The organism is Saccharomonospora cyanea NA-134 (assembly GCF_000244975.1).
GTDB lineage: Bacteria > Actinomycetota > Actinomycetes > Mycobacteriales > Pseudonocardiaceae > Saccharomonospora > Saccharomonospora cyanea.
Map to the genome: position 1 here is coordinate 2,972,826 of NZ_CM001440.1, position 17,785 is coordinate 2,990,610.

22 protein-coding genes and 1 pseudogene are annotated in these 17,785 nt (G+C 69.8%); 8 read left to right on the forward strand and 15 right to left on the reverse strand.

Going from position 1 to position 17,785, the window contains the following annotated elements:
• Nucleotides 1-23: 23 nt before the first annotated feature.
• The 7 genes from SACCYDRAFT_RS13920 to SACCYDRAFT_RS13950 are packed head-to-tail and all read right to left on the reverse strand — an operon-like array spanning nucleotide 24 to nucleotide 5,295.
• On the reverse strand, nucleotides 24-1,139 hold the full coding sequence (locus SACCYDRAFT_RS13920; protein WP_005457031.1) for a beta-ketoacyl synthase N-terminal-like domain-containing protein: 1,116 nt from the start codon (nucleotides 1,137-1,139) through the stop codon (nucleotides 24-26).
• Nucleotides 1,136-2,341 (reverse strand): beta-ketoacyl-[acyl-carrier-protein] synthase family protein, encoded by a 1,206-nt coding sequence (locus tag SACCYDRAFT_RS13925; RefSeq protein WP_005457032.1) that lies wholly within the window; start codon nucleotides 2,339-2,341, stop codon nucleotides 1,136-1,138. The genes SACCYDRAFT_RS13920 and SACCYDRAFT_RS13925 overlap by 4 nt, the downstream gene beginning before the upstream one ends.
• A 2-nt stretch (nucleotides 2,342-2,343) precedes the next feature.
• Nucleotides 2,344-2,598 carry an acyl carrier protein gene (locus SACCYDRAFT_RS13930; RefSeq protein WP_005457033.1) on the reverse strand — a complete coding sequence of 85 codons (255 nt, stop codon included), beginning with the start codon at nucleotides 2,596-2,598 and terminating at the stop codon, nucleotides 2,344-2,346.
• 45 nt (nucleotides 2,599-2,643) lie between these two features.
• Complete coding sequence (locus SACCYDRAFT_RS13935; RefSeq protein ID WP_005457034.1) at nucleotides 2,644-3,123, reverse strand: 3-hydroxyacyl-ACP dehydratase FabZ family protein; 480 nt, start codon at nucleotides 3,121-3,123, stop codon at nucleotides 2,644-2,646.
• Nucleotides 3,120-3,530 (reverse strand): hotdog family protein, encoded by a 411-nt coding sequence (locus tag SACCYDRAFT_RS25480; RefSeq protein WP_005457035.1) that lies wholly within the window; start codon nucleotides 3,528-3,530, stop codon nucleotides 3,120-3,122. The genes SACCYDRAFT_RS13935 and SACCYDRAFT_RS25480 overlap by 4 nt, the downstream gene beginning before the upstream one ends.
• Nucleotides 3,527-4,273 (reverse strand): 3-oxoacyl-[acyl-carrier-protein] reductase, encoded by a 747-nt coding sequence (fabG, locus tag SACCYDRAFT_RS13945; RefSeq protein WP_005457037.1) that lies wholly within the window; start codon nucleotides 4,271-4,273, stop codon nucleotides 3,527-3,529. The genes SACCYDRAFT_RS25480 and fabG overlap by 4 nt, the downstream gene beginning before the upstream one ends.
• Nucleotides 4,270-5,295 (reverse strand): ParB/RepB/Spo0J family partition protein, encoded by a 1,026-nt coding sequence (locus tag SACCYDRAFT_RS13950; protein WP_043536477.1) that lies wholly within the window; start codon nucleotides 5,293-5,295, stop codon nucleotides 4,270-4,272. Before SACCYDRAFT_RS13950 ends, fabG begins: the two co-directional genes overlap by 4 nt.
• 701 nt (nucleotides 5,296-5,996) lie before the next feature.
• On the opposite strand from SACCYDRAFT_RS13950, the gene SACCYDRAFT_RS13955 reads away from it, so the two are divergent.
• From SACCYDRAFT_RS13955 to SACCYDRAFT_RS13965, 3 genes are all read left to right on the forward strand, one after another.
• Entirely contained in the window at nucleotides 5,997-7,133 is a 1,137-nt protein-coding gene (locus tag SACCYDRAFT_RS13955) for an acyl-CoA dehydrogenase family protein (RefSeq protein WP_005457039.1), read from the forward strand.
• Between the two features lie 12 nt (nucleotides 7,134-7,145).
• Nucleotides 7,146-8,156 carry an acyl-CoA dehydrogenase family protein gene (locus tag SACCYDRAFT_RS13960; protein ID WP_005457040.1) on the forward strand — a complete coding sequence of 337 codons (1,011 nt, stop codon included), beginning with the start codon at nucleotides 7,146-7,148 and terminating at the stop codon, nucleotides 8,154-8,156.
• Nucleotides 8,157-8,432: 276 nt separating this feature from the next.
• A complete protein-coding gene (locus tag SACCYDRAFT_RS13965; protein ID WP_043536479.1) occupies nucleotides 8,433-9,065 on the forward strand; it encodes a class I SAM-dependent methyltransferase in 633 nt (210 codons plus the stop codon).
• Between the two features lie 71 nt (nucleotides 9,066-9,136).
• Here the strand turns inward: SACCYDRAFT_RS13965 and SACCYDRAFT_RS13970 are convergent, their stop codons facing one another.
• Nucleotides 9,137-9,346, reverse strand: a complete 210-nt coding sequence (locus SACCYDRAFT_RS13970; RefSeq protein ID WP_005457042.1) for a hypothetical protein — start codon at nucleotides 9,344-9,346, stop codon at nucleotides 9,137-9,139.
• Nucleotides 9,343-9,999 carry a DsbA family oxidoreductase gene (locus tag SACCYDRAFT_RS13975; RefSeq protein ID WP_005457043.1) on the reverse strand — a complete coding sequence of 219 codons (657 nt, stop codon included), beginning with the start codon at nucleotides 9,997-9,999 and terminating at the stop codon, nucleotides 9,343-9,345. The genes SACCYDRAFT_RS13970 and SACCYDRAFT_RS13975 overlap by 4 nt, the downstream gene beginning before the upstream one ends.
• A 166-nt stretch (nucleotides 10,000-10,165) precedes the next feature.
• On the opposite strand from SACCYDRAFT_RS13975, the gene SACCYDRAFT_RS13980 reads away from it, so the two are divergent.
• Nucleotides 10,166-10,885: a LysR family substrate-binding domain-containing protein gene (locus SACCYDRAFT_RS13980; RefSeq protein ID WP_052309200.1), complete on the forward strand. Its 720-nt coding sequence runs from the start codon at nucleotides 10,166-10,168 to the stop codon at nucleotides 10,883-10,885.
• Between the two features lie 71 nt (nucleotides 10,886-10,956).
• On the opposite strand, the gene SACCYDRAFT_RS13985 is transcribed toward SACCYDRAFT_RS13980, so the two are convergent.
• A complete protein-coding gene (locus SACCYDRAFT_RS13985; protein WP_005457045.1) occupies nucleotides 10,957-11,433 on the reverse strand; it encodes a MarR family winged helix-turn-helix transcriptional regulator in 477 nt (158 codons plus the stop codon).
• A 153-nt stretch (nucleotides 11,434-11,586) separates the two neighbouring features.
• Between SACCYDRAFT_RS13985 and SACCYDRAFT_RS13990 the strand changes: the two genes are divergently transcribed.
• From SACCYDRAFT_RS13990 to SACCYDRAFT_RS14005, 4 genes are all read left to right on the forward strand, one after another.
• A complete protein-coding gene (locus SACCYDRAFT_RS13990) occupies nucleotides 11,587-12,018 on the forward strand; it encodes a DoxX family protein (protein WP_005457046.1) in 432 nt (143 codons plus the stop codon).
• Nucleotides 12,019-12,417: 399 nt separating this feature from the next.
• Nucleotides 12,418-13,014 carry a biotin transporter BioY gene (locus tag SACCYDRAFT_RS13995; protein ID WP_005457047.1) on the forward strand — a complete coding sequence of 199 codons (597 nt, stop codon included), beginning with the start codon at nucleotides 12,418-12,420 and terminating at the stop codon, nucleotides 13,012-13,014.
• Nucleotides 13,015-13,188: 174 nt separating this feature from the next.
• A complete protein-coding gene (locus SACCYDRAFT_RS14000) occupies nucleotides 13,189-13,863 on the forward strand; it encodes an energy-coupling factor ABC transporter ATP-binding protein (protein WP_005457048.1) in 675 nt (224 codons plus the stop codon).
• Nucleotides 13,864-13,876: 13 nt separating this feature from the next.
• A complete protein-coding gene (locus SACCYDRAFT_RS14005; RefSeq protein WP_005457049.1) occupies nucleotides 13,877-14,473 on the forward strand; it encodes an energy-coupling factor transporter transmembrane component T family protein in 597 nt (198 codons plus the stop codon).
• Between the two features lie 23 nt (nucleotides 14,474-14,496).
• Here SACCYDRAFT_RS14005 and SACCYDRAFT_RS14010 read toward each other — a convergent pair whose 3' ends face one another.
• The 5 genes and pseudogenes from SACCYDRAFT_RS14010 to SACCYDRAFT_RS14025 form a co-directional block, all read right to left on the reverse strand.
• The gene (locus SACCYDRAFT_RS14010) at nucleotides 14,497-14,787 is read right to left on the reverse strand and encodes a TetR family transcriptional regulator C-terminal domain-containing protein (RefSeq protein ID WP_198284926.1); all 291 of its coding nucleotides are present in this window, start codon (nucleotides 14,785-14,787) and stop codon (nucleotides 14,497-14,499) included.
• Nucleotides 14,784-15,701, reverse strand: coding sequence for an integrase core domain-containing protein (locus SACCYDRAFT_RS14015; protein WP_198284920.1), 918 nt, complete (start codon nucleotides 15,699-15,701; stop codon nucleotides 14,784-14,786). The genes SACCYDRAFT_RS14010 and SACCYDRAFT_RS14015 overlap by 4 nt, the downstream gene beginning before the upstream one ends.
• A gap of 17 nt (nucleotides 15,702-15,718) precedes the next feature.
• Nucleotides 15,719-16,036: a helix-turn-helix domain-containing protein gene (locus tag SACCYDRAFT_RS14020; RefSeq protein ID WP_005456432.1), complete on the reverse strand. Its 318-nt coding sequence runs from the start codon at nucleotides 16,034-16,036 to the stop codon at nucleotides 15,719-15,721.
• A gap of 166 nt (nucleotides 16,037-16,202) precedes the next feature.
• Nucleotides 16,203-16,370: pseudogene (locus SACCYDRAFT_RS25920) on the reverse strand (TetR/AcrR family transcriptional regulator); the annotation flags it as partial.
• 89 nt (nucleotides 16,371-16,459) lie between these two features.
• Nucleotides 16,460-17,668: an MFS transporter gene (locus SACCYDRAFT_RS14025; RefSeq protein ID WP_043536483.1), complete on the reverse strand. Its 1,209-nt coding sequence runs from the start codon at nucleotides 17,666-17,668 to the stop codon at nucleotides 16,460-16,462.
• Nucleotides 17,669-17,785 lie beyond the last annotated feature (117 nt).

The following is a 17,785-nucleotide window of genomic DNA, read 5'->3' on the forward strand; positions in this document are numbered from 1 at the left end:
CGCCGAAGCAGGTGCGCACGGCGCTAGCGACGATGCGCGCCACGCGACCATCCCCTCACCACGGTGGCCCCGACGGCCCCGTCGGGCGAGTGCGAGACCAGTATCGAGAGTTCCCCGTCACGCTCGGGGCTGTCCCGGTGCCGTCCGAGGACCGCCGTCAGGTCCAGCGCGGCGGTCGCCGAACCGCAGTCACCGGCGTGTGCCTGCGTCGTGAGGCACTCCGGCTTCGGCGAACCCGCGGCGGCCAGCTCGCGGCACACCTCACGCCACATCGCCCTGTCCTCCCGTTCGTCCGCGGTGGGACGGACCCATGCGGCGGTGACGCCCTTGCCGAGACCGGCGCCCGCACGCTCGGCCGAGGCCAGCGCCCGGCGCACACAGCCACCCAGCGCGGCGGGCCGGTCGGCGAACGTGGCCGAGAAACCGAGCGCCACCCCGAGGATCTCGGCATCCGGGTCGGTCCCGCCCCCCGTGGAGAGCGCGAACATCGCACCGCCCTCCCCCGGATACGTGGCCGGTGGCAGTCCCGCGGTGCGGGCCAGCCACGCCGCGTGCGGACTGAGTTCGTCGATGACACCGGCCAGCAACATGTCGACCTGCCCGGTGCGGAGCAGGTTCGCGCTGTAGCGCAGCACGCTCATCAGTGCCATGGCGCCACCTGCGATGGTGGCGTTGACACCCCGCAGCCCGAACCAGATCGCCGCCTGTCCCGCCGCGCAGTTCATCACGGTCGTCGGGAACAGGCCCGCGTTCACCATGTACGGCCGTTCCTGGACGAACGTGTCCACGGCGTAGTCGACGGAGGACCGCACACTGCCCGCCGTGGTGCCGAGCACGATGCCGATCCTCGTCGAATCGAGCGTGCCGAGATCGATGCCCGCGTCCTCGAGCGCCTGCCTGCACGCGACGACGGTCAGCCCGGTCCTGCGGTCGAAGAAGCTCGTTCCCTTGCGACCGAGCTCGGTCCGGATGTCGAAGTCGCTCACCGTGAGACCGGGTCCGCCGGGCAACGACTCCGGGTCCGTTTCCTCCGTGTTCCCGGGAACAGCCGCGGGACCGCGCAGTGCCGCCGCGAGTTCCGTCGGTGTCCGCCCGGCGGCACTCAGCGTGCCCACCCCGGTGATGGCCATGGTGTTCATGAGGCCGCTCCGAGCATCACGATCGCGTTGTTGCCGCCGAAGGCGAAACCGTTGTTCTGGACGACGCGGACCTTCGCCTCGCGGTGCTGGTTCGGGATCGGGTCCAGCCAGGGCATTTCGGGGTCGCGGGTGGACCAGTTGATGGTGGGCGGCAGGAACCCGCGCGCGACCGCCAGCACGGAGGCGATGGCACCGAAGCCGCTCGCCGCTCCCATCGTGTGACCCAGCATCGACTTGATCGAGCTCACCGGAGGCACGTCACCGTCGAACACCTCTCGGAGTGCGCGTGCCTCGGTGAGGTCGTTGGCCGGGGTTCCCGTCCCGTGCGCGCACACGTAGTCCACGTCCCCCGGCTCCACACCGGCGTTCGCGTGTGCGGCACGCATGCAGTCGGCGATCGAACCCGCGTCCGGTGTCACCATGTGGTTGGCGTCGCAGTTGGACGCGTAACCGAGGAACTCCGCGTAGGGCACGGCACCGCGCCCGCGCGCGAAATCGGCCGACTCCAGCACCAGCACGCTGCCGCCCTCGGCGGTCACCATTCCGGCGCGGTCCCGGTCGAACGGGGTACACGCCTCGCCCGCCACCGCGCCGAGCCGCAGGAACCCGGCATGCGCCCAGCGGCAGACCGAGTCGGCACCACCGCTGAACACGACGTCGGCCTCACCACTGGTGATGAGGTCGTAGGCGTAGCCGAGTGCGTAGTTGCTGGCGGAGCAGGCCGTCGCGATGGTCATCGACTCACCACGCGCGTCCAGCTCCGCGCTGACCGCCGCGGAGAGCCGGTCGGCGGGCAGGTTCTGAGCGATCTCGTCGGGAACGGCGTCGAAGCCGCCCTCGGCGAGATACTGTCCGTACAGTTCCGTGGCCTTCGCCTCGCCGCTCGTGGTCCCGATGACCACCGCCACCCGGTCGAGGTCGAGCCGTTCCCACTGCAGGCCCGCGTCGCGCGCGGCGAGGCGGGCCGCCGCGGCGGCGAACTGGCTCGACCGGCCCCACTCACGGGGATTGATGCGCCGCAGGATCGAGTCCGGATCGAACGCCCGAACCTCTCCGGCGAGGATCCGGGGAAAGCCGGTCGTGTCGAAACTGGTGATCGGTGCGATGCCGCAGTGCCCCGCGCGCAGCCCGCTCTCGAACGCGGCGGCACCGATGCCGATGCTCGACACCGGGCCGATTCCCGTGATCACTGCGCGGGTCATGCCTACACGCGCCATCCGGCGTAGTTCGCCGCCACCGTGAAGACCGAGTCGAAGTTGCGCATGGTCGCCAACTCCTGCTGCGGAATCTCTACCTTGTACTTACGTTCGATGCGCGCCAGCATCTCGATCGCGCGCAGCGAGTCGCCGTCGTAGTCCTCGGCGAAGTCTCCGTGATCGGTCAGCTCCTCCGGCTCGATCTCCAGCACGTCCGCGACCAGCTCGCGCAGTTCGGCCTTCCGCTCGTCCACATCGGTCACCGCAACGCTCCTTGTCCTGTCGACTTCCCGTTCGTGCGAGGGGAATCAGTCCGCTCGTCCCCGGTTGGTGGCGGTCGCGGTGACCGCCATCAACTCGCCGAACGCCGCAATCGTGCACCCGCCCACGGCCGTATGCCCAGAAACGATGGCGGTGTTCGGACCGGAGTGTTCGAGTCGCACGTGGTGGCGCAGCACGTCACCCGGGTAGGCCCGCCCGAGGAACCGGCAGTCGCGGATCACCGCCAGCATCGGCACGACCCCCGTCGCGGTGAGGTCCGCGTCGTGGGTGGCCCGCCAGAGCAGTACGGCCGACTGTCCGAACGACTCCACCACCAGCGAGGACGGAAACGCCCAGGCGGTGTTCGCGGCGGTGCCGTCCAGCGCCTCGTAGCACGGCTCGCTCAACGTGACCGCCTTCGTCGCGACGAGCTCGCGCCCGGGCACGAGATGGTCGACGGCGTCGACGAGCACCATCGGATGCCCATGCGGGAGTAACCGGTGGAGATCAGCGTGCCCCGGTGTCACGGCGCCTCCTGGTGTCCGAACACGGCGCGGATGGTGGCGAATCTCTCCCCGTGGCCGGTGAAGACGGCCCGGACGGTGCGGGGGCGTCCCGGCTCACCACGCGGCACGCGAACCGACAGCTCCACGGTGTCGCCGTCGCGGGCCGGGGTCGTGAACCGCGCCGACTCTACTCCGAGCAACCGGCTGTTCTCCGGCAGGACGGCGAGGACGGCACGTTCCAGCAGATCGAGCAGGAACACCCCCGGGTACACGGGGTTTCCCGGGAAGTGGCCCCCCAGGTACCTGTCGGCGGGGTCCACACGCACCTGTGCGGTGACCGTGGTGCCGTCGTCGTCGGGTACCGCGTCGAGCCGCCGGAGGACGACCGGGGACGCCGCTGGGGGCGGCAGCGGAGACGGCGGGTTCACAGCACCATCCCGCCGTCCACGGCGAAGACCTGACCGGTGATGTAGGAGCTTTCGTCGGAGAGCAGGAACGCCACCAGCGGGGCCACGTCGTCCGGCCGTCCGAACCGGCGCAGGGGAATGGCGGCCAGTGCCTTGTCCTGGCCCTTCGCGGGCAGCGCCGAGGTCATCTCGGTGTCGATGTACCCGGGGGCGACGACGTTCGCGCGCACACCCGCCCTCGCCGTCTCCTTGGCCAGCGACTTGGTGAGCCCGATGATGCCCGCCTTCGAGGCGGCGTAGTTGCTCTGCCCCGCGTTGCCGTGGACGCCGGCGATGGAGGAGATGTTGACCACCGCTCCCGCGCGGCGCTTCAACATGCGGAACACCACCGCCCGGCAGACGTTCCACGTACCGGTGAGGTTCGTGTCGAGCACGGTGCTCCATTCCTCGGGCGACATCATCACCGTGTTCGCGTCGCGGGTGACGCCCGCGTTGTTCACCAGTGCCGTGATCGGTCCCAGCGCGTCCTCGGCTTCGGTCACGAACCGGCTCACGGCATCGGCGTCACGGACGTCGCACGGCTGGAAGAAGGTCCTCGCACCGGCTTCGGCCAGTTCCCGCTCCACGCGCGCCGCGTCCTCACCGCGCTGCCTGAAGCAGCCCGCGATCCGGTAGCCGTCCCGTGCCAGCCGCAGCGCGACCTCCCTGCCGATGCCCCTCGCCGCGCCGGTCACCAGCGCGCAGGGCTCCCCTGCGCCGGTCACAGTGCCTGCTCCCTCTGCTCGGGTGCCGAGGCCAGCAACGCTCGGCGCGCCTCGGGGTCCTCCAGCTGGTTCGCCAAGGAGATCCACTCCGCCGCGACCTCCCTCGCGAGTTGGGCGACCCGCCCGGTGAGGTGCTCGGGAACAGAGCGGATCAGCGACTCGCACTCGTCCGAGTTGACCACGTGGGCCCGGAACCACATCAACAACGCTCTCCCGGACTGGGTGAACCGCAGGCGCGGGTCGTGCGCGAGCGTGGCGAGCATCGCCGTCGGATTCCGCCTGAACCGGCCCTGCTTGACCGCCACGGCCTGAATGGACGGAGTTCGGCGCTCTTCGGTGTTCTCCTCCGTGGGCTGCTCCTGCTGTCGGCAGTGCCAGCCCTGCTCCGCCTCCCGCAGCCGGGCGGGAACCGGGTCCTCGTCACGTTCGAGTCGCATTCGGACGTCTCTGGCGGTCGCCGGGGAGATACCGGCGCGGCGGGCGACCTCCCGCAACGACGCGTTCGGCCGCTCAGCGAACAGCATGCTCGCGATCCGGCGTCCTTGAGCGCTGTTGACCGGTCGGGCGCGCCCGTCGGAGCCGATACGCACGGGCTCGTCCGCGTCACCGATGAGCTGCTGCCGCAGTGAGCTGACGGTCTTCGGGGACAGACCGGCGGTCTTGGCGATGCACCGGTCCGACAGGTGTGGCTGGGCCGTGAGGATGCGCGAGGCCGCGGCCCGGCGGTCGGCGAGGGTGAGCGGCAGCCCGTGGCTGACGTTCATGGTCACCGCCAGGCGGAAGGCGTCCGCCTCGGCTCCCTCGAAGAACCTGACCCGGATCCGGTCCTCACCACGGATGACCGCGGCGCGCATGCGGTGCATGCCGTCGACGACGCGCATCGACGACCGGTGGACGATGATGGGCGGAAGGCTCCCCCCGAGTTCCGCGAGCACCTCGGTGTGGTGGTTGTCCTCTCCGGACAGACGCGGCGAATCCGCAGGACGCAACAGGTGGATGGGCACCCACTCGGGCTCGCTCAACAGCGAGCACAGCGCGTCAGGGGATCCGTCTATGGGCCGTGCCGGTTCAATCCGACCAGCGTCGACCCTTCCGGTAATTGCATCCAAGGCCGTGTCCCCCGGCTCCAGCTGACGACAATCGGTGACACGCCGAATAGTTGTCGAGAAGGAGCTCACCGGCAAGTAAGGAAATGTGAACTCTCATGAACCGGTAGCAGTTCGGAACAACCACACGAACAAGCCGAAGTCCGCCACGACTGCTCCATTCAGACCAGTATCCTGGTCCTGCGGACGTTCAACATCCGAATCCACCCGGTTGAACAGGCAGCTCAGCTCGACATGCGGAAACTCAGGCAGAATTTCGCATGAATAACACGGCACAGCAGCAGAAGCCCCGCACCCAAGCCCGATGGCCACACCGGGGCGGCGCCATAATATCCGGGAGCTCCCCGCCTTTCAATTCAATTCTTGAAAGTCGAGGCGGACTCCACCTTATCACCGCTCGCACAGGACCGTGCACGAAAAGTACTGACATCACCGGACGGTCGACCGTCCGGAATTCACACGAATTTCACGGCGGTCGGCTTTCGGGCACGCCGCTGCTCGGGGAACGGATTCGTGGTCGGTGATGGCGACGTCCGGTCCTGTGCACGGTCCGGTCCTGTGCGCGAGTGCGCAGCAACCGTACCCCCCGCCGAGCACGCTGTCGTACGGTCGCCGCCGTGGAGTTGAAGGAGAGCCCGGCCGAGGAGTCGTTCCGCCGTTCGCTGCGCGACTGGCTCGCCTCGCTGCCCCCGGCCCGTGAAGGCGCATCCCAGCCCCTCGACCGAGACCACATCCAGTGGTTCAGCTCCGAGCTGCACGGTGCGGGGTTCGCGGGTGTCAGCTGGCCGAGTCGCTACGGCGGCCGGGGACTGCCCCCGTCGTTCGAGGGCATCGTGTTCGACGAACTGGTTCGAGCCGGGCGGTCCGGCGACGTCAACGTCGTCGGCCTCGGGATGGCCGGCCCCGCCATCATCGCCTTCGGGACGCCTGAGCAGCGAAGCGAGTACCTGCCTCGCATCCTGACCGGCGAGACCCTCTTCTGCCAGGGGTTCTCGGAGCCGGAGGCCGGTTCCGACCTCAGCGCCGTACGCACGAGCGCGGAGCGGGACGGCGAACACCTGGTACTCAACGGGCACAAGGTCTGGTCGACCGAAGCACCGGTGGCCGATCACTGCCTCCTCCTCGCGCGGACCGATCCGACCGCGCCCCCGCACAAGGGGCTGACCTGTCTGCTGGTGGACCTGAGACTTCCGGGCGTGCGCGTCGAACCGCTCAGGCAGCTCACCGGCGAGCAACGCTTCGGCGAGATCCACCTCACCGATGTCCGGGTACCCCACCACGCGGTGCTCGGCGATCCCGGCGCGGGCTGGCGCGTGGCGATGACGACCCTCGCCCACGAACGCGGCACGTTCGCACTGCGCCTGGCCGCCGAACTGAGTCACCAGTTCGCGCGGCTCGTCGATCTGGTTCGGCACCGCGCCCCCGACCTGCCCGCCTCGGTCCGTGGGCGCCTCGCCGAACTGTGGACGGAGGTCGCCGGTCTGCGCTGGGCCGCGAACAAGGCCGCCTGCGACCTCGCGCGCGGCACGGCTCCCGGACCCGAGTTGTCCGTACTGAAGCTTCGTTGGGCCCACACCGACCAGCGGGTCGCGGAACTGGCGCTGGACGTGGTCACAGGCGAGGACGGCCCCGATTTCGAGCGCTGGCGACATCACGCCCTGCGCAGTCGGGCCAGCACCATCGAAGGCGGCACCTCGGAGATCATCCGCGACGTCCTCGCCCAGCGGGTGTTGGGCCTTCCCCGAGCACGATAGGAGCCGGTGAGCATGGATTTCACCGTCAGCCCGGAGCAGGAGCTGCTGAGGAAGACCGCCCGGGACTACCTCGCGGCGGCGTCGAGGGACGGTTCCGGACGCACTCACGCCCCGTGGGGGGAACTGGCCGATCTCGGCTGGCTGGACACCGGCCTCGGTCCCGTCGAGCTGGCCGTCCTCGCCGAGGAGAGCGGGTACGCCCTGCTGACGCAGCAGTGGCTCGTCACCATGGCGGCCGCGGCACCCCTGTACGGCGCGGCAGGCCTGCCGATCACCGGCGCCGTCGCGGTCGCGGGGTTGGCCGAGCGCTCGCCACGCCCCACGATCACCCGGTCGGCGACCGGCCTCCTCCTGCGCGGACGGTGCGGACACGTGCCGTGGCACGACCGGGAAGGCGAGGTGGTCGTGCTGGCCCAGGGTGCGTCGGGACCCGAATTCGTTCGCGTGGTCGACGGTGGTGACCCGCCGCTGGTCACCGCCCTACCCGGTTTCGACGACACGCGTCCGGTGGTGGACGTGCGTTTCTCCGGGACCGCGGCCGAGCCGCTGCTCGGTGCCGACGACACCACGGCGGCCCTGGCCGTGATCCGGCGCGGACTCCGGACGATGGCCGCCTGCGAGGCCGTGGGTGTCGCCCGCCGCGCGCTGGGCCTCGCCGTGGAACACGCCACCATGCGGCGGCAGTTCGGAAAGCCGATCGGCACGTTCCAGGCGGTCTCCCACCCGCTCGCCGAGTCGTTCGCCGAGACGGAGTTCGCCTCCGCGCTCGCCTACCGCGCCGCGGCCACGTTGAACTCCGGCGACGACCAGCACACCGACGAGCCGTTCCTGACCGCGGAGCTGGCCGCCACGACCGCGGCTCTCACCGCGACGGGCGCCGCCATCCAGACGCTGGGCGCGCAGGGGTACCTCCACGACGGTCCCGCCGCCGCCCTGCATCGGCGGGCGCGCAGCGGTTCTCCGCTGGGCACGACCCGCGCCGCGCTCGCGGACCAGCTCGCGACCGCGCTCCTCGACTCCTAGCGCGCGATCTCGCCGAGCGACCGGGACCGGTGAGTCGTTACCGCTGTGGACGGCGTCCCGAGATGCGTGCCACCTCGATCAGTCGTCCACAATAGGCTCAATCGACACGGCCGGGCACCGCTTCCTCCCCACCCGCGGTGTCATACCGGTGGTCGCGAAGTCGTCACACGATCCGACCGGCCTGCTCGAACTCCGCCGAGCGGTGGCATTGACTTCCACCATGGTGGAGGTTGGAGGCTGGATACGATGGCGCACTCACCGAGGAACGGGAAACACGTGGACGAGTCAGTGAAGCGAGAGCAGTTCGACACCGCCTACCGGACCGAGTCCAGCGGCTGGGTGATCGGTGGGCCGCAGCCCACGATCGTCGACCTGGAGCGCGCCGGGTTCGTCCGCGGTCGCGTGCTCGACGCCGGATGTGGCACCGGCGAACACACCATCCACCTCACCCGTCTCGGCTACGACGTACTGGGAGTCGACTTCTCCGAGGTGGCCGTCGACCTCGCTCGGCGCAACGCCGAGCGGCACGGCGTGCCGGCGCGCTTCCAGGTGGCGGACATGCTGGAACCGACCCACACCGAGCATTTCGACACCGTGGTGGACAGTGCGCTGTTTCACGTCTTCGCCCCGGACGACGCCGCACGGTACGCGAGGGCGCTGCATCGTGTCTGCCGACCGGGTGCGTGGGTACACGTCCTCGCCCTCGCGCTCACCGACGAGCCGGGCTTCGGGCCCCGGATCAGCGACACCGCGATCCGGGAGGCGTTCACCGAAGGATGGCGACTCGACGGTCTCGACCGGTCACGCTACCGCGCGGTCGCCCGTGGGGAGCCCGCCGAGCGGCTCGGGGTCGACTCCGGCGACACCGTGGACCTGCCCGCGTGGCTGGCCCGGTTGCGTCGGCAGTGACCGCGACCCGCGTTCACGGCAGTGAGCCACCACGGGTTCCCGAACGACCCGCGCCGGCGCCGGGCGTGCCTTCAGTCGACCTGCTCGTGCCGCGGGGTTCCGTCGATGGTCTGCGCAGGCAGGGAGCAGACGCCGCCCACACACATACCCGCGTCCGAGACACCGACCGGAACGAACGGGCCGACGACCCCGGCGGGCCCCGCCTGTTCCCCGGAGCCGCCGATCGGCTGGGACTCCTCCATGGTGGCGGCCGTTTCCGGCCTCGCGTGTGACTCCGTCACGACGACACCGCCTCGGAACGCACCTGGCGGAGCGCCTGGAGAAAGACCTCGGGTTGCTGCGCGCCGGAGACGGCATACCGCTCGTTGAACACGTGGAACGGCACGCCCTGGATGCCGAACGCCCGAGCCCGCCGCAGATCGCCGCGCACGGCGTCGGCGTGGGTCTCCTCCTGCAACGCCCGGAGCGTCTCGTCGCGGTCGAGGCCCACCTCACCGGCCAGGTCGGCCAGTTCCTCGGCCCGTCCGACGTGCCTGCCTTCGGTGAAGTAGGCGCGGAACAGTCGCTCCACGAGTTCGAGTTGCTTGCCCCGCTCCTTGGCGTGGTGCAGCGCCTGGTGCGCCAGCAGGGTCCTGGTGTGGCGCAGCGCGTCGAAGTCGTAGTGCAGTCCGACCGATTCGGCGACCGCCGACACCTGCCGCAGCAACTGCTCGACCCGCTGCGGGGACATCCCCTTGTGCGCGGCGAGGAAGTCGACTTCGTTGCCCTCGAAGTCCACCGGGGTGTCCGGGGCGAGCTCGAAGCTGTGGTAGGTCACGGTGACGTCGTCAGCGCCGTCGAAGTCCGCCAGGGCGGCCTCGAACCTGCGCTTACCGATGTAGCACCACGGGCACGCGATGTCGGACCAGACAGCGACACGAATCGGCGAGGACATACCGGGGACAACCCGGCACTCACCGTGACTATTCCCGGCCGCTCCGACCGGCCGTGGACACCCCGCTTTCCGGGGCCGCTCCCGCGGCCTGTCCCGGATGGGTCGGTAGTCTGGGCGGGTGCCGGACGGACAGCCCACGTTCACCCTCGCCTACGTGCCCGGCGTCATGCCCGGCAAGTGGGTGAGGAGGTGGCAGGAACGGTTGCCCGGGGTTCCGTTGACCCTCGTCCAGACGCCCGCCGCCGACGCCGCCGCACTGGCGCGAGACCGCGATGTCGACGCGGTTCTCCTGCGGTTGCCGACAGACCGGACAGGGTTGCACGCCATTCCGCTCTACACCGAGACGACCGTGGTCGTGATCCCGAAGGACCACCTCGTGGCCGCGGCCGACGAGGTGACTCTCGACGACCTCGCCGACGACATCGTCCTCCACCCCCTTGACGACACCCTCGGCTGGGAACGGCCGCCCGGACGCCCGGCGATCGAACGCCCGGCCACGACCGCGGACGCCGTCACGCTGGTGGCGGCGGGGGTGGGATTGCTCGTCGTCCCCCAGTCACTGGCCCGGCTGTACCACCGCAGGGACCTCACCCACCGGCCTGTCACGGACGCGCCGCAGTCCCGCGTCGCACTGGCGTGGCCGGAGGACGAGACCACCGACCTGATGGAGCAGTTCATCGGCATCGTCCGCGGGCGGACCGTCAACAGCACGCGGGGCCGCCCACCGACCCCGACCCCGACCCCGGCCACGCGCTCCCGCGCGGGCGGCGGTGACGGTGACGGTGAGAAGGGCGCCAAAGCGGCCGTCCGCCGCTCCACCGGGAAGAAGCGGCAGCCCGGCGGTCCCCGGGGCGGCCGGCGACGGAAACCACGTCGACGCTCGTAGCGGAGAAGCCGCAGCTTCGGACGCGGCCGGGGCCGCGATCGATCAGCGGCTCGCTCCCGGTGCCACCACGTTCAGTCGACTCCGGCCACACGAAGAGCCCGCACCACAGCGTCCAGTCCTTCGGCGATGGCCTGCTTCTGGGTGTCGTCGAGCAGATCGATCAACGACGACCGCACGACGGCGACATGTTCCGGTGCGGTCTCCCGCAGTTTTCCCCGGCCCTCTTCGGTGATCACCGCGTTGACACCCCGGTCGTCGGTGGGACAGCGATAACGGCGCACCAGTCCCCATTCCTCGAGCTTGGCCACCTGGTAGGTCAGCCCGCTCTTGGATGTCACCACCAGTTCGGCGAGTTCGGTCATACGCAGAGCACCGCCCGGCGCATCGGCGAGGCGAACGAGGATCTCGTACTGGGGGTGGGACAGCCCGGCGCGCTCCCGCAGCTGGTGCTCCACGCGCCGTTCGACGAGGTGACTTGCCTCCAGGAAGGCTTTCCACGCCTCCATCTCCTGTCGGTTCAGCCACCGAGGTCCGGCCATACCGGGCATCGTAGCTCCCCGGACTTGTTGTTCGAAATTGAACTACTCGCTAGATTGTAGAAGAAGTTCAAATTCGAACGACTGCGCCACGGCCGGGAAGCACCTCGGTACCGGGCGTGACGCTCGCACCGCCACGCCGTACGACCCACAAGGAGACACTCGATGCCGCAGCCGACACAGACAGTCCGCGACCTGGTCCTGCTCGTGGCCCGGATCGCGGTGGGGGCCGTCTTCATCGCACACGGCCTGCAGAAGTTCCTGGAGTGGGGCATGGACGGGACGGCGGCCTCGTTCGGCCAGATGGGCGTTCCACTGCCGGAAGTGTCCGCCTGGATCGCCGCGCTCGTCGAGACCATGGGCGGCCTCGCGTTGCTGGCGGGGGTCGCACTGCCCCTCGCCGGGGTGTTGCTGGCCGCCGTCATGGCGGGCGCGCTGTTCCTCGTTCACCTGCCGCAGGGCTTCTTCGCCTCGGAGGGCGGGATCGAACTCGTGCTCCTGCTCGCCGCCGCCGCGCTGGCACTCGGTTTCAACGGCGGCCGTTTCAGCGTCGACCACGCGCTGACCGCCAAGGAGAAGGCGCCGGCCGACGCCTGACCCCGCTACCGGACGTCCGCCGAGTGCCCTGCCGTCTCGCCGATCGGACGGCAGGGCACTCGGCGCGACCCGCCGCCGCGGCTTCCCACCGGACGCGGGCGGAGGCACGGCCGGGACACCGCCACGACGACGCCTCCGTGGCGTCGGCTCGTAGACTGAGCCGAGTTCCAGGCAGGCACCTGCCACACCGGCTTTCCCGCACCCCGGGACGCCGTGTGGTAGCCGACGAAGCAGGACAGGTTGTGGCGTGACGGCAGCAGATGTCGGTATGGCGGCGGTCACTTCCGGTGCGACGAGAACGAAGCGCCGGATTCCCGCCGAACCGGGCGGTAGCGTGTCAGCACTCACTGTCACCGAACATGCGTCCACAGAGGACGGCAATGCGCCGGTGGTTCCACAGTGATCGACACGACACCGAGGCCCACCTCACGTTCTCCCCTCGCCGCCGGTGACCTGGCGCACACGGTCGTGTTCGCAGCGTTCATCGCCGTGCTCGGGATCTTCCCCGGTATCCACATGGGTGGCTCCGGCGTGCCGATCGTGCTGCAGAACGCCGGTCCGCTTCTGGCCGGATGCGTCCTCGGCGCCCGGCGTGGTGCCGCCTCCGTGCTGCTGTTCCTCGTCCTGACCGCGATCGGCTTGCCGCTGTTGTCTGGGGGCCGGGCGGGTATCGCACCGTTCCTCGGACCCGGCGGCGGGTTCCTGGTGGGCTGGCTCGCCTCGGCGGCGGTCGCCGGACTCGTCGCCACCCGGCTTCGCGGGCCACGGCTGCCCGTGCTGCTGGTGGCCGCCGTGGCCGGGCTGCTCACCGACTACGCCATCGGCATCCCATGGCTGGGCGTGTACACGGGCCTGCCCGCGGCGGCGGTGCAGTCACTGGTCTTCGTGCCCGGGGACGCGGTGAAGGTGGTGGCCGCCGCGACGATCGCGGCCGCGGCGCACCGGGCACTGCCCGGACGGCTGGTGGCGACCGGAAACGGAAGACGCACCGAATGACCTTCCTGGACGCCATCCCTGCTCCCAGGACGACGGACCGGAGTGTCGGGGAAGGCGCGAAGACCGCGAGCGGGCGCCCGGGGTCGCGCCGTGGCCGCTCCACGCGGCGGCACCGGTCGGCCAACGCGTCGCACGCGACGGGCTCGGCGTCGCACCGGAGCGGGAGGTGATCCGGTGATCGAGTTCGAAGGCGTCGCACATCGCTACGGCGACCGTACCGTGCTCTCCGAAGTGAATCTCCGGCTGGACGAGCACCGGGTGGCGTTCGTGGGTGCCAACGGATCCGGCAAGTCCACGCTGGCTCGGATGATCAACGGCCTGGTCCTGCCCACCACCGGCCGAGTCCTGGTCAACGGGTTGGACCCCGCCCGCCACGGCCGAACGGTACGGCGGCAGGTCGGGTTCGTCTTCACCAATCCCGACAGCCAGATCGTCATGCCCACGGCCGGTGAGGACGTCGCCTTCTCGTTGCGTCGCAGCGGTCTATCCAAAAAGGATCGAGCGGTGCGGGCGGCGGAACTACTGGCCGCATACGGACTCGACGGATACGCCGATCACCCCGCACACCAGTTGTCGGGCGGGCAGAAACAACTCCTCGCGCTGTGCTCGATGCTCGTGCTCGAACCGGACGTACTCGTGTGTGACGAACCGACCACGCTACTGGATCTCCGTAACAAGCGGCGCTTCGTACGCGTGTTGGAAGACCTTGAACAGCAGGTCGTCCTGGTGACCCACGACCTGGACCTGCTCGGTGACTTCGACCGCGTGATCGTGCTCGACGAAGGCCGCGTCGTGGCCGACGACGACCCGGAACCCGCCCTGCGCTACTACCGGAAACTCGTCGACTGACCGAGGACATGCCGTGAACTGGTACGAGCCGGGAACGAGCCCACTGCACCGCACCCCTGCCGGGCCGAAGCTGCTCGTACTGCTGGTACTGGCCGCTGTCGTGCTGGCGCTGCCCTCCCCCGGCTGGCTCGGCGGAACCTGCGCTGCGGTGGCCACCGGCTACGCCGTCGCGAGGATTCCGGTTCGCCGATGCCTATTGCTGGCGCGGAGTCTCGCCGTGCTGGTGGTGTTCGTGTTCGCGCTGCAGTGGTGGTTGGTCGGCGCGTACGGCGCGCTCGTGGTCAGCCTGCGGATCGTGACCGCGCTGGCCGCCGCCCACCTGTTCACGCTGACCACACGCGTCGACGACGTGGTGTCGGCCGTCGAACGCGGTGCCCGGCCCCTACGGCGGTTCGGGCTCCGACCCGACCGGCTGGGCCTGCTCGTCGGACTCACGTTACAGGCCATCGCCGTCCTCTCCGGCACCTCCGCCCAGGTACGCGAGGCCGCCAAGGCACGCGGGGCGGAACGCTCACCGACCGCGTTCGCCGTGCCCTTTTTGGTCCGCACCCTCCGCCACGCCGACGAACTGGGTGAGGCACTCGCAGCCCGGGGTGAAAGCGACCGCTGAGACCGAGCGGCCGGATGCCCCCGCTACCCGGATGTGGTGATGCGGACGACGGCGTCGAGGGTGAGCGCGTGGTCGTATGGATCCTGGGAGAGGGCACGGTGCAGTGTGAGCCCTTCGACGAGGGCGTCGAGCTGCCGGGCCGTGTCCGGGTCGAAGTGCTTCTCCAGGTGCGCACGGCTACGGCGCGTCCGTTCGTGGGTGAGTTCCCGGTATTCCGGCCGGCGAGCGGCCAGGCTGTACAGCTCCTGGGCGAGCACGAGATCGCGCTGACTGTGCTCGGACAGGCTGTGCACGAGGTCGGTGTCCCGCGTCAAGAATCTGGCTCAGTTTTCTTGGATGAAAGTTGTGCTTGTTGATCTTGCTGGTGGATCTCGATCGGTCGTTGCATGCCGAGTGCCTCGTGGGGGCGGATGTGGTTGAACACGTGCCGGTAGCGCTCGGCCTCGGCGGCGAGGGTCTGCCCGTCGTCGATCTCCATCCGGTAGAGGTGCTCGTACTTCAGCGATCCGAATGCCCGTTCCCGCACGCCGTTCTGGCCGGGTGAGCGACGCCGAGTGCGGATGTGGAGCAGCTCGGGGCGAGAGGCGATGAACGCGGCGAACCTGCTGCCTTTGAAGGCGCCACCGTTGTCGGTGACCACCTTGATCCGCTTGATGTGCCCGGTCTCGGGGTTGGTGAGCTGCTCGGCCAACGGCACGCCACCGGCCAGCCGCTCGGCCTCGGCGATCGCGATCCGGACGGCGAGCTCGGCATCGGCGGCGTTGCAGGTGGTCGCGAGGTGCCAGCCGAACTCGTACTTCGAGTAGTAGTCCGCGCACCCGGCGATCCGCCAGATCCCACCACGGGTGGTCTCGAACTCAGAGAAATCCAGCTGCCACACCTGATTCGGCCCCGTAGGCGGCTCGGCGAACGCAGCCTTACGGGCCTTGGCTAGCTCTCGTCGTTCAGCCTGATATTTCGTGGACTGCAACAGATTCCGCCGCCGCATCGCCCGCTCCACGGTCGAAACGGACACCTCGTGTCCATCGGCGCGCATCAATGCGTGGATCTTGCGGTGTCCCCACGCCGGCCAGGCCTGGGCATACTTCTCCACGACCGGCTCGAACGCCTCGACCGCCGGTGCCGGCCATGGGCCCTTCGGCGGGTTCCCGGCGCGCTGTTTGCTGATCCAGCGGGTATAGGTGCGGCGCGGGATGCCGATCAAGGCCGTGAACCTCGAGACCGGCATCGCCGCGTCTTGGCGAATCACCTCGAGGTCCTCGAAGGGGCCAGCCGCTCCGCGGAGCGCTTCCACACCCGCAGCTCGACATGCGCCTCGCCCAGTGCCGTGGTCAACTCGTCGATCTGGGCCTGCAACTGCTCCTCACGACTCGAGGGACCGGCCTTACCGCCCTCGGCAACCCCGGCCCGGCCGCCCTCGAGGAACTGGGCCTTCCACCGCGACACCGACTGCTCCGAGACCTTGTTCCGCCGAGCGGCCTCGGCGATCGTCATCTCCCCGGACAGCACGCTCAGCACGATCCGGATCTTGTCCTCCACCGGGAACACCGGGGGACGGCTCATCGTCATACCTCCTGCTCAGGAACCTACATAACCCCTGAGCCACAAAGTCTGACGCGCGACAGTCGGCCACCGCCACCCGGGCCTGCGCACGGTCGGCCGCGGGGGCGAGGTGCGCGTCGAAGACGGCGACGATGTGGTCGGTGAAGCTCCGGAACGCCTCGCGGAGCAACTCGTCCATGCCGGTGAAGTGGTAGGTCATCGAGCCCAGCGGGACACCGGCGCGCGCGGCGACCCTGCGGTGGGAGACGTACGCGATGCCTTCCTCGGCGATCAGGTCGAGGGTGGCGGCGATGATGCGTTCACGCCGCTGCGGGTCCGTGCGTCCGGTGACCATGGCGGCTCACAGGTTCCGCACCGACCGTGCGGGGGTTCCGACGGAGAGGGCTTCCTTCGTCGCGACCACGGCGTCGCCGGGAGCGCCCCTCATCGTGGCCTGGCCCGGAGCACGCCGGCGAGCGCCAGCACCAGAAGCCCGGCGAGAGGCACCACCAGCAGCCCCACGCGCAGGCTCGTCGCATCGGCGACCAGCCCCACGATCGGCGGGGAGAGCAGGAAGCCCAGGCGCATGAGCCAGGAGACGACGGTCAACCCGGACCCCGGCTTGAGCCCGGGTAGCTCGTCGGCTTCGTGCATCGCCGCCGGAACCAGCGTGGCGACTCCCAGCCCCGCGGCGGCGAAACCGGCGATCGTTCCGGGCACCGTGGGGACGGCCAGCGCCGTTCCCATACCGGCCGCGGTGATCAGGCCGCCGGCACGGGCCACCGCACGCTGGCCGAAACGGTTGACGAGCCGGTCGCCGACGAGCCTCCCGACGAACTGGGCCCCGACGAGGGCGACGTATCCGGAGGCCGCCAGCACCACCGACGCGTGCAGCGAGTCGGAGAGGTAGAGGGCGGCCCAGGAACTGCCCGCGTCCTCGACGAGTGTGCCCGCCGTGGCGATGACGACGAGCGCGGCGAGCATCCAGGCAGTGCGCAGTCCTCCCACCGAACGCGGTTTCCGCCTCCCCGCGTCACCGTCCAGGACGGGTTCCGAAGCCGGATCGGCGTCGGGGCCGGGCAGGCAGAACCGTAGAGCGACGCACGCGACGACCACGAACAGCACCAGCGAGATCGACAGGTGCTGCCCCCGCGAGAGACCGAGCGCGATCGCTCCAGCGGCCATGGCCCCGCCGGTGACGGCACCGATCGACCAGATGGCGTGGAAGGAGTTGATGATGGAACGTCCGTAGCGACGCTGCACCCGCAGGCCGTGAGCGTTCTGCGCGACGTCGGTGATCGCGTCCATCGCTCCCGCCAGGAACAGAGCGCCGGCGAACAGCAGCACCGAGTCGGCCACCCCCGCAACGAGGATGCCCACACCGGTCAGCAGGGTGCAGGCGACCGCCACCCGCGCCGAGCCGAACCCGCGGATGAGCACCCCGGCCGTCAGTCCCGCCGCGATGGCACCTGCCGGGAACGCTGCGACGGCCAGCCCGTAAGCGGCGTTTCCGATGCCGAGATCCGCCTTGATCTGTGGGTACCTCGGCAGCAGGTTGGCGAACAGGGCACCGTTCGTGAAGAACAGAAGGGCGACGGCCATACGCGCCTGTCGTTCGGCCAGGGCGGGCCGACGCAGCACGTCAGCAGTCATGCGCGACACCATATCGACCGGAACGTACGAACGTACACTCCCCGGCGTGTCCGCACTTCCCGCACGCGTGTCCGCAGCCTACGGCGCGAACACCGAACCCCACGTACCAGAACTGCC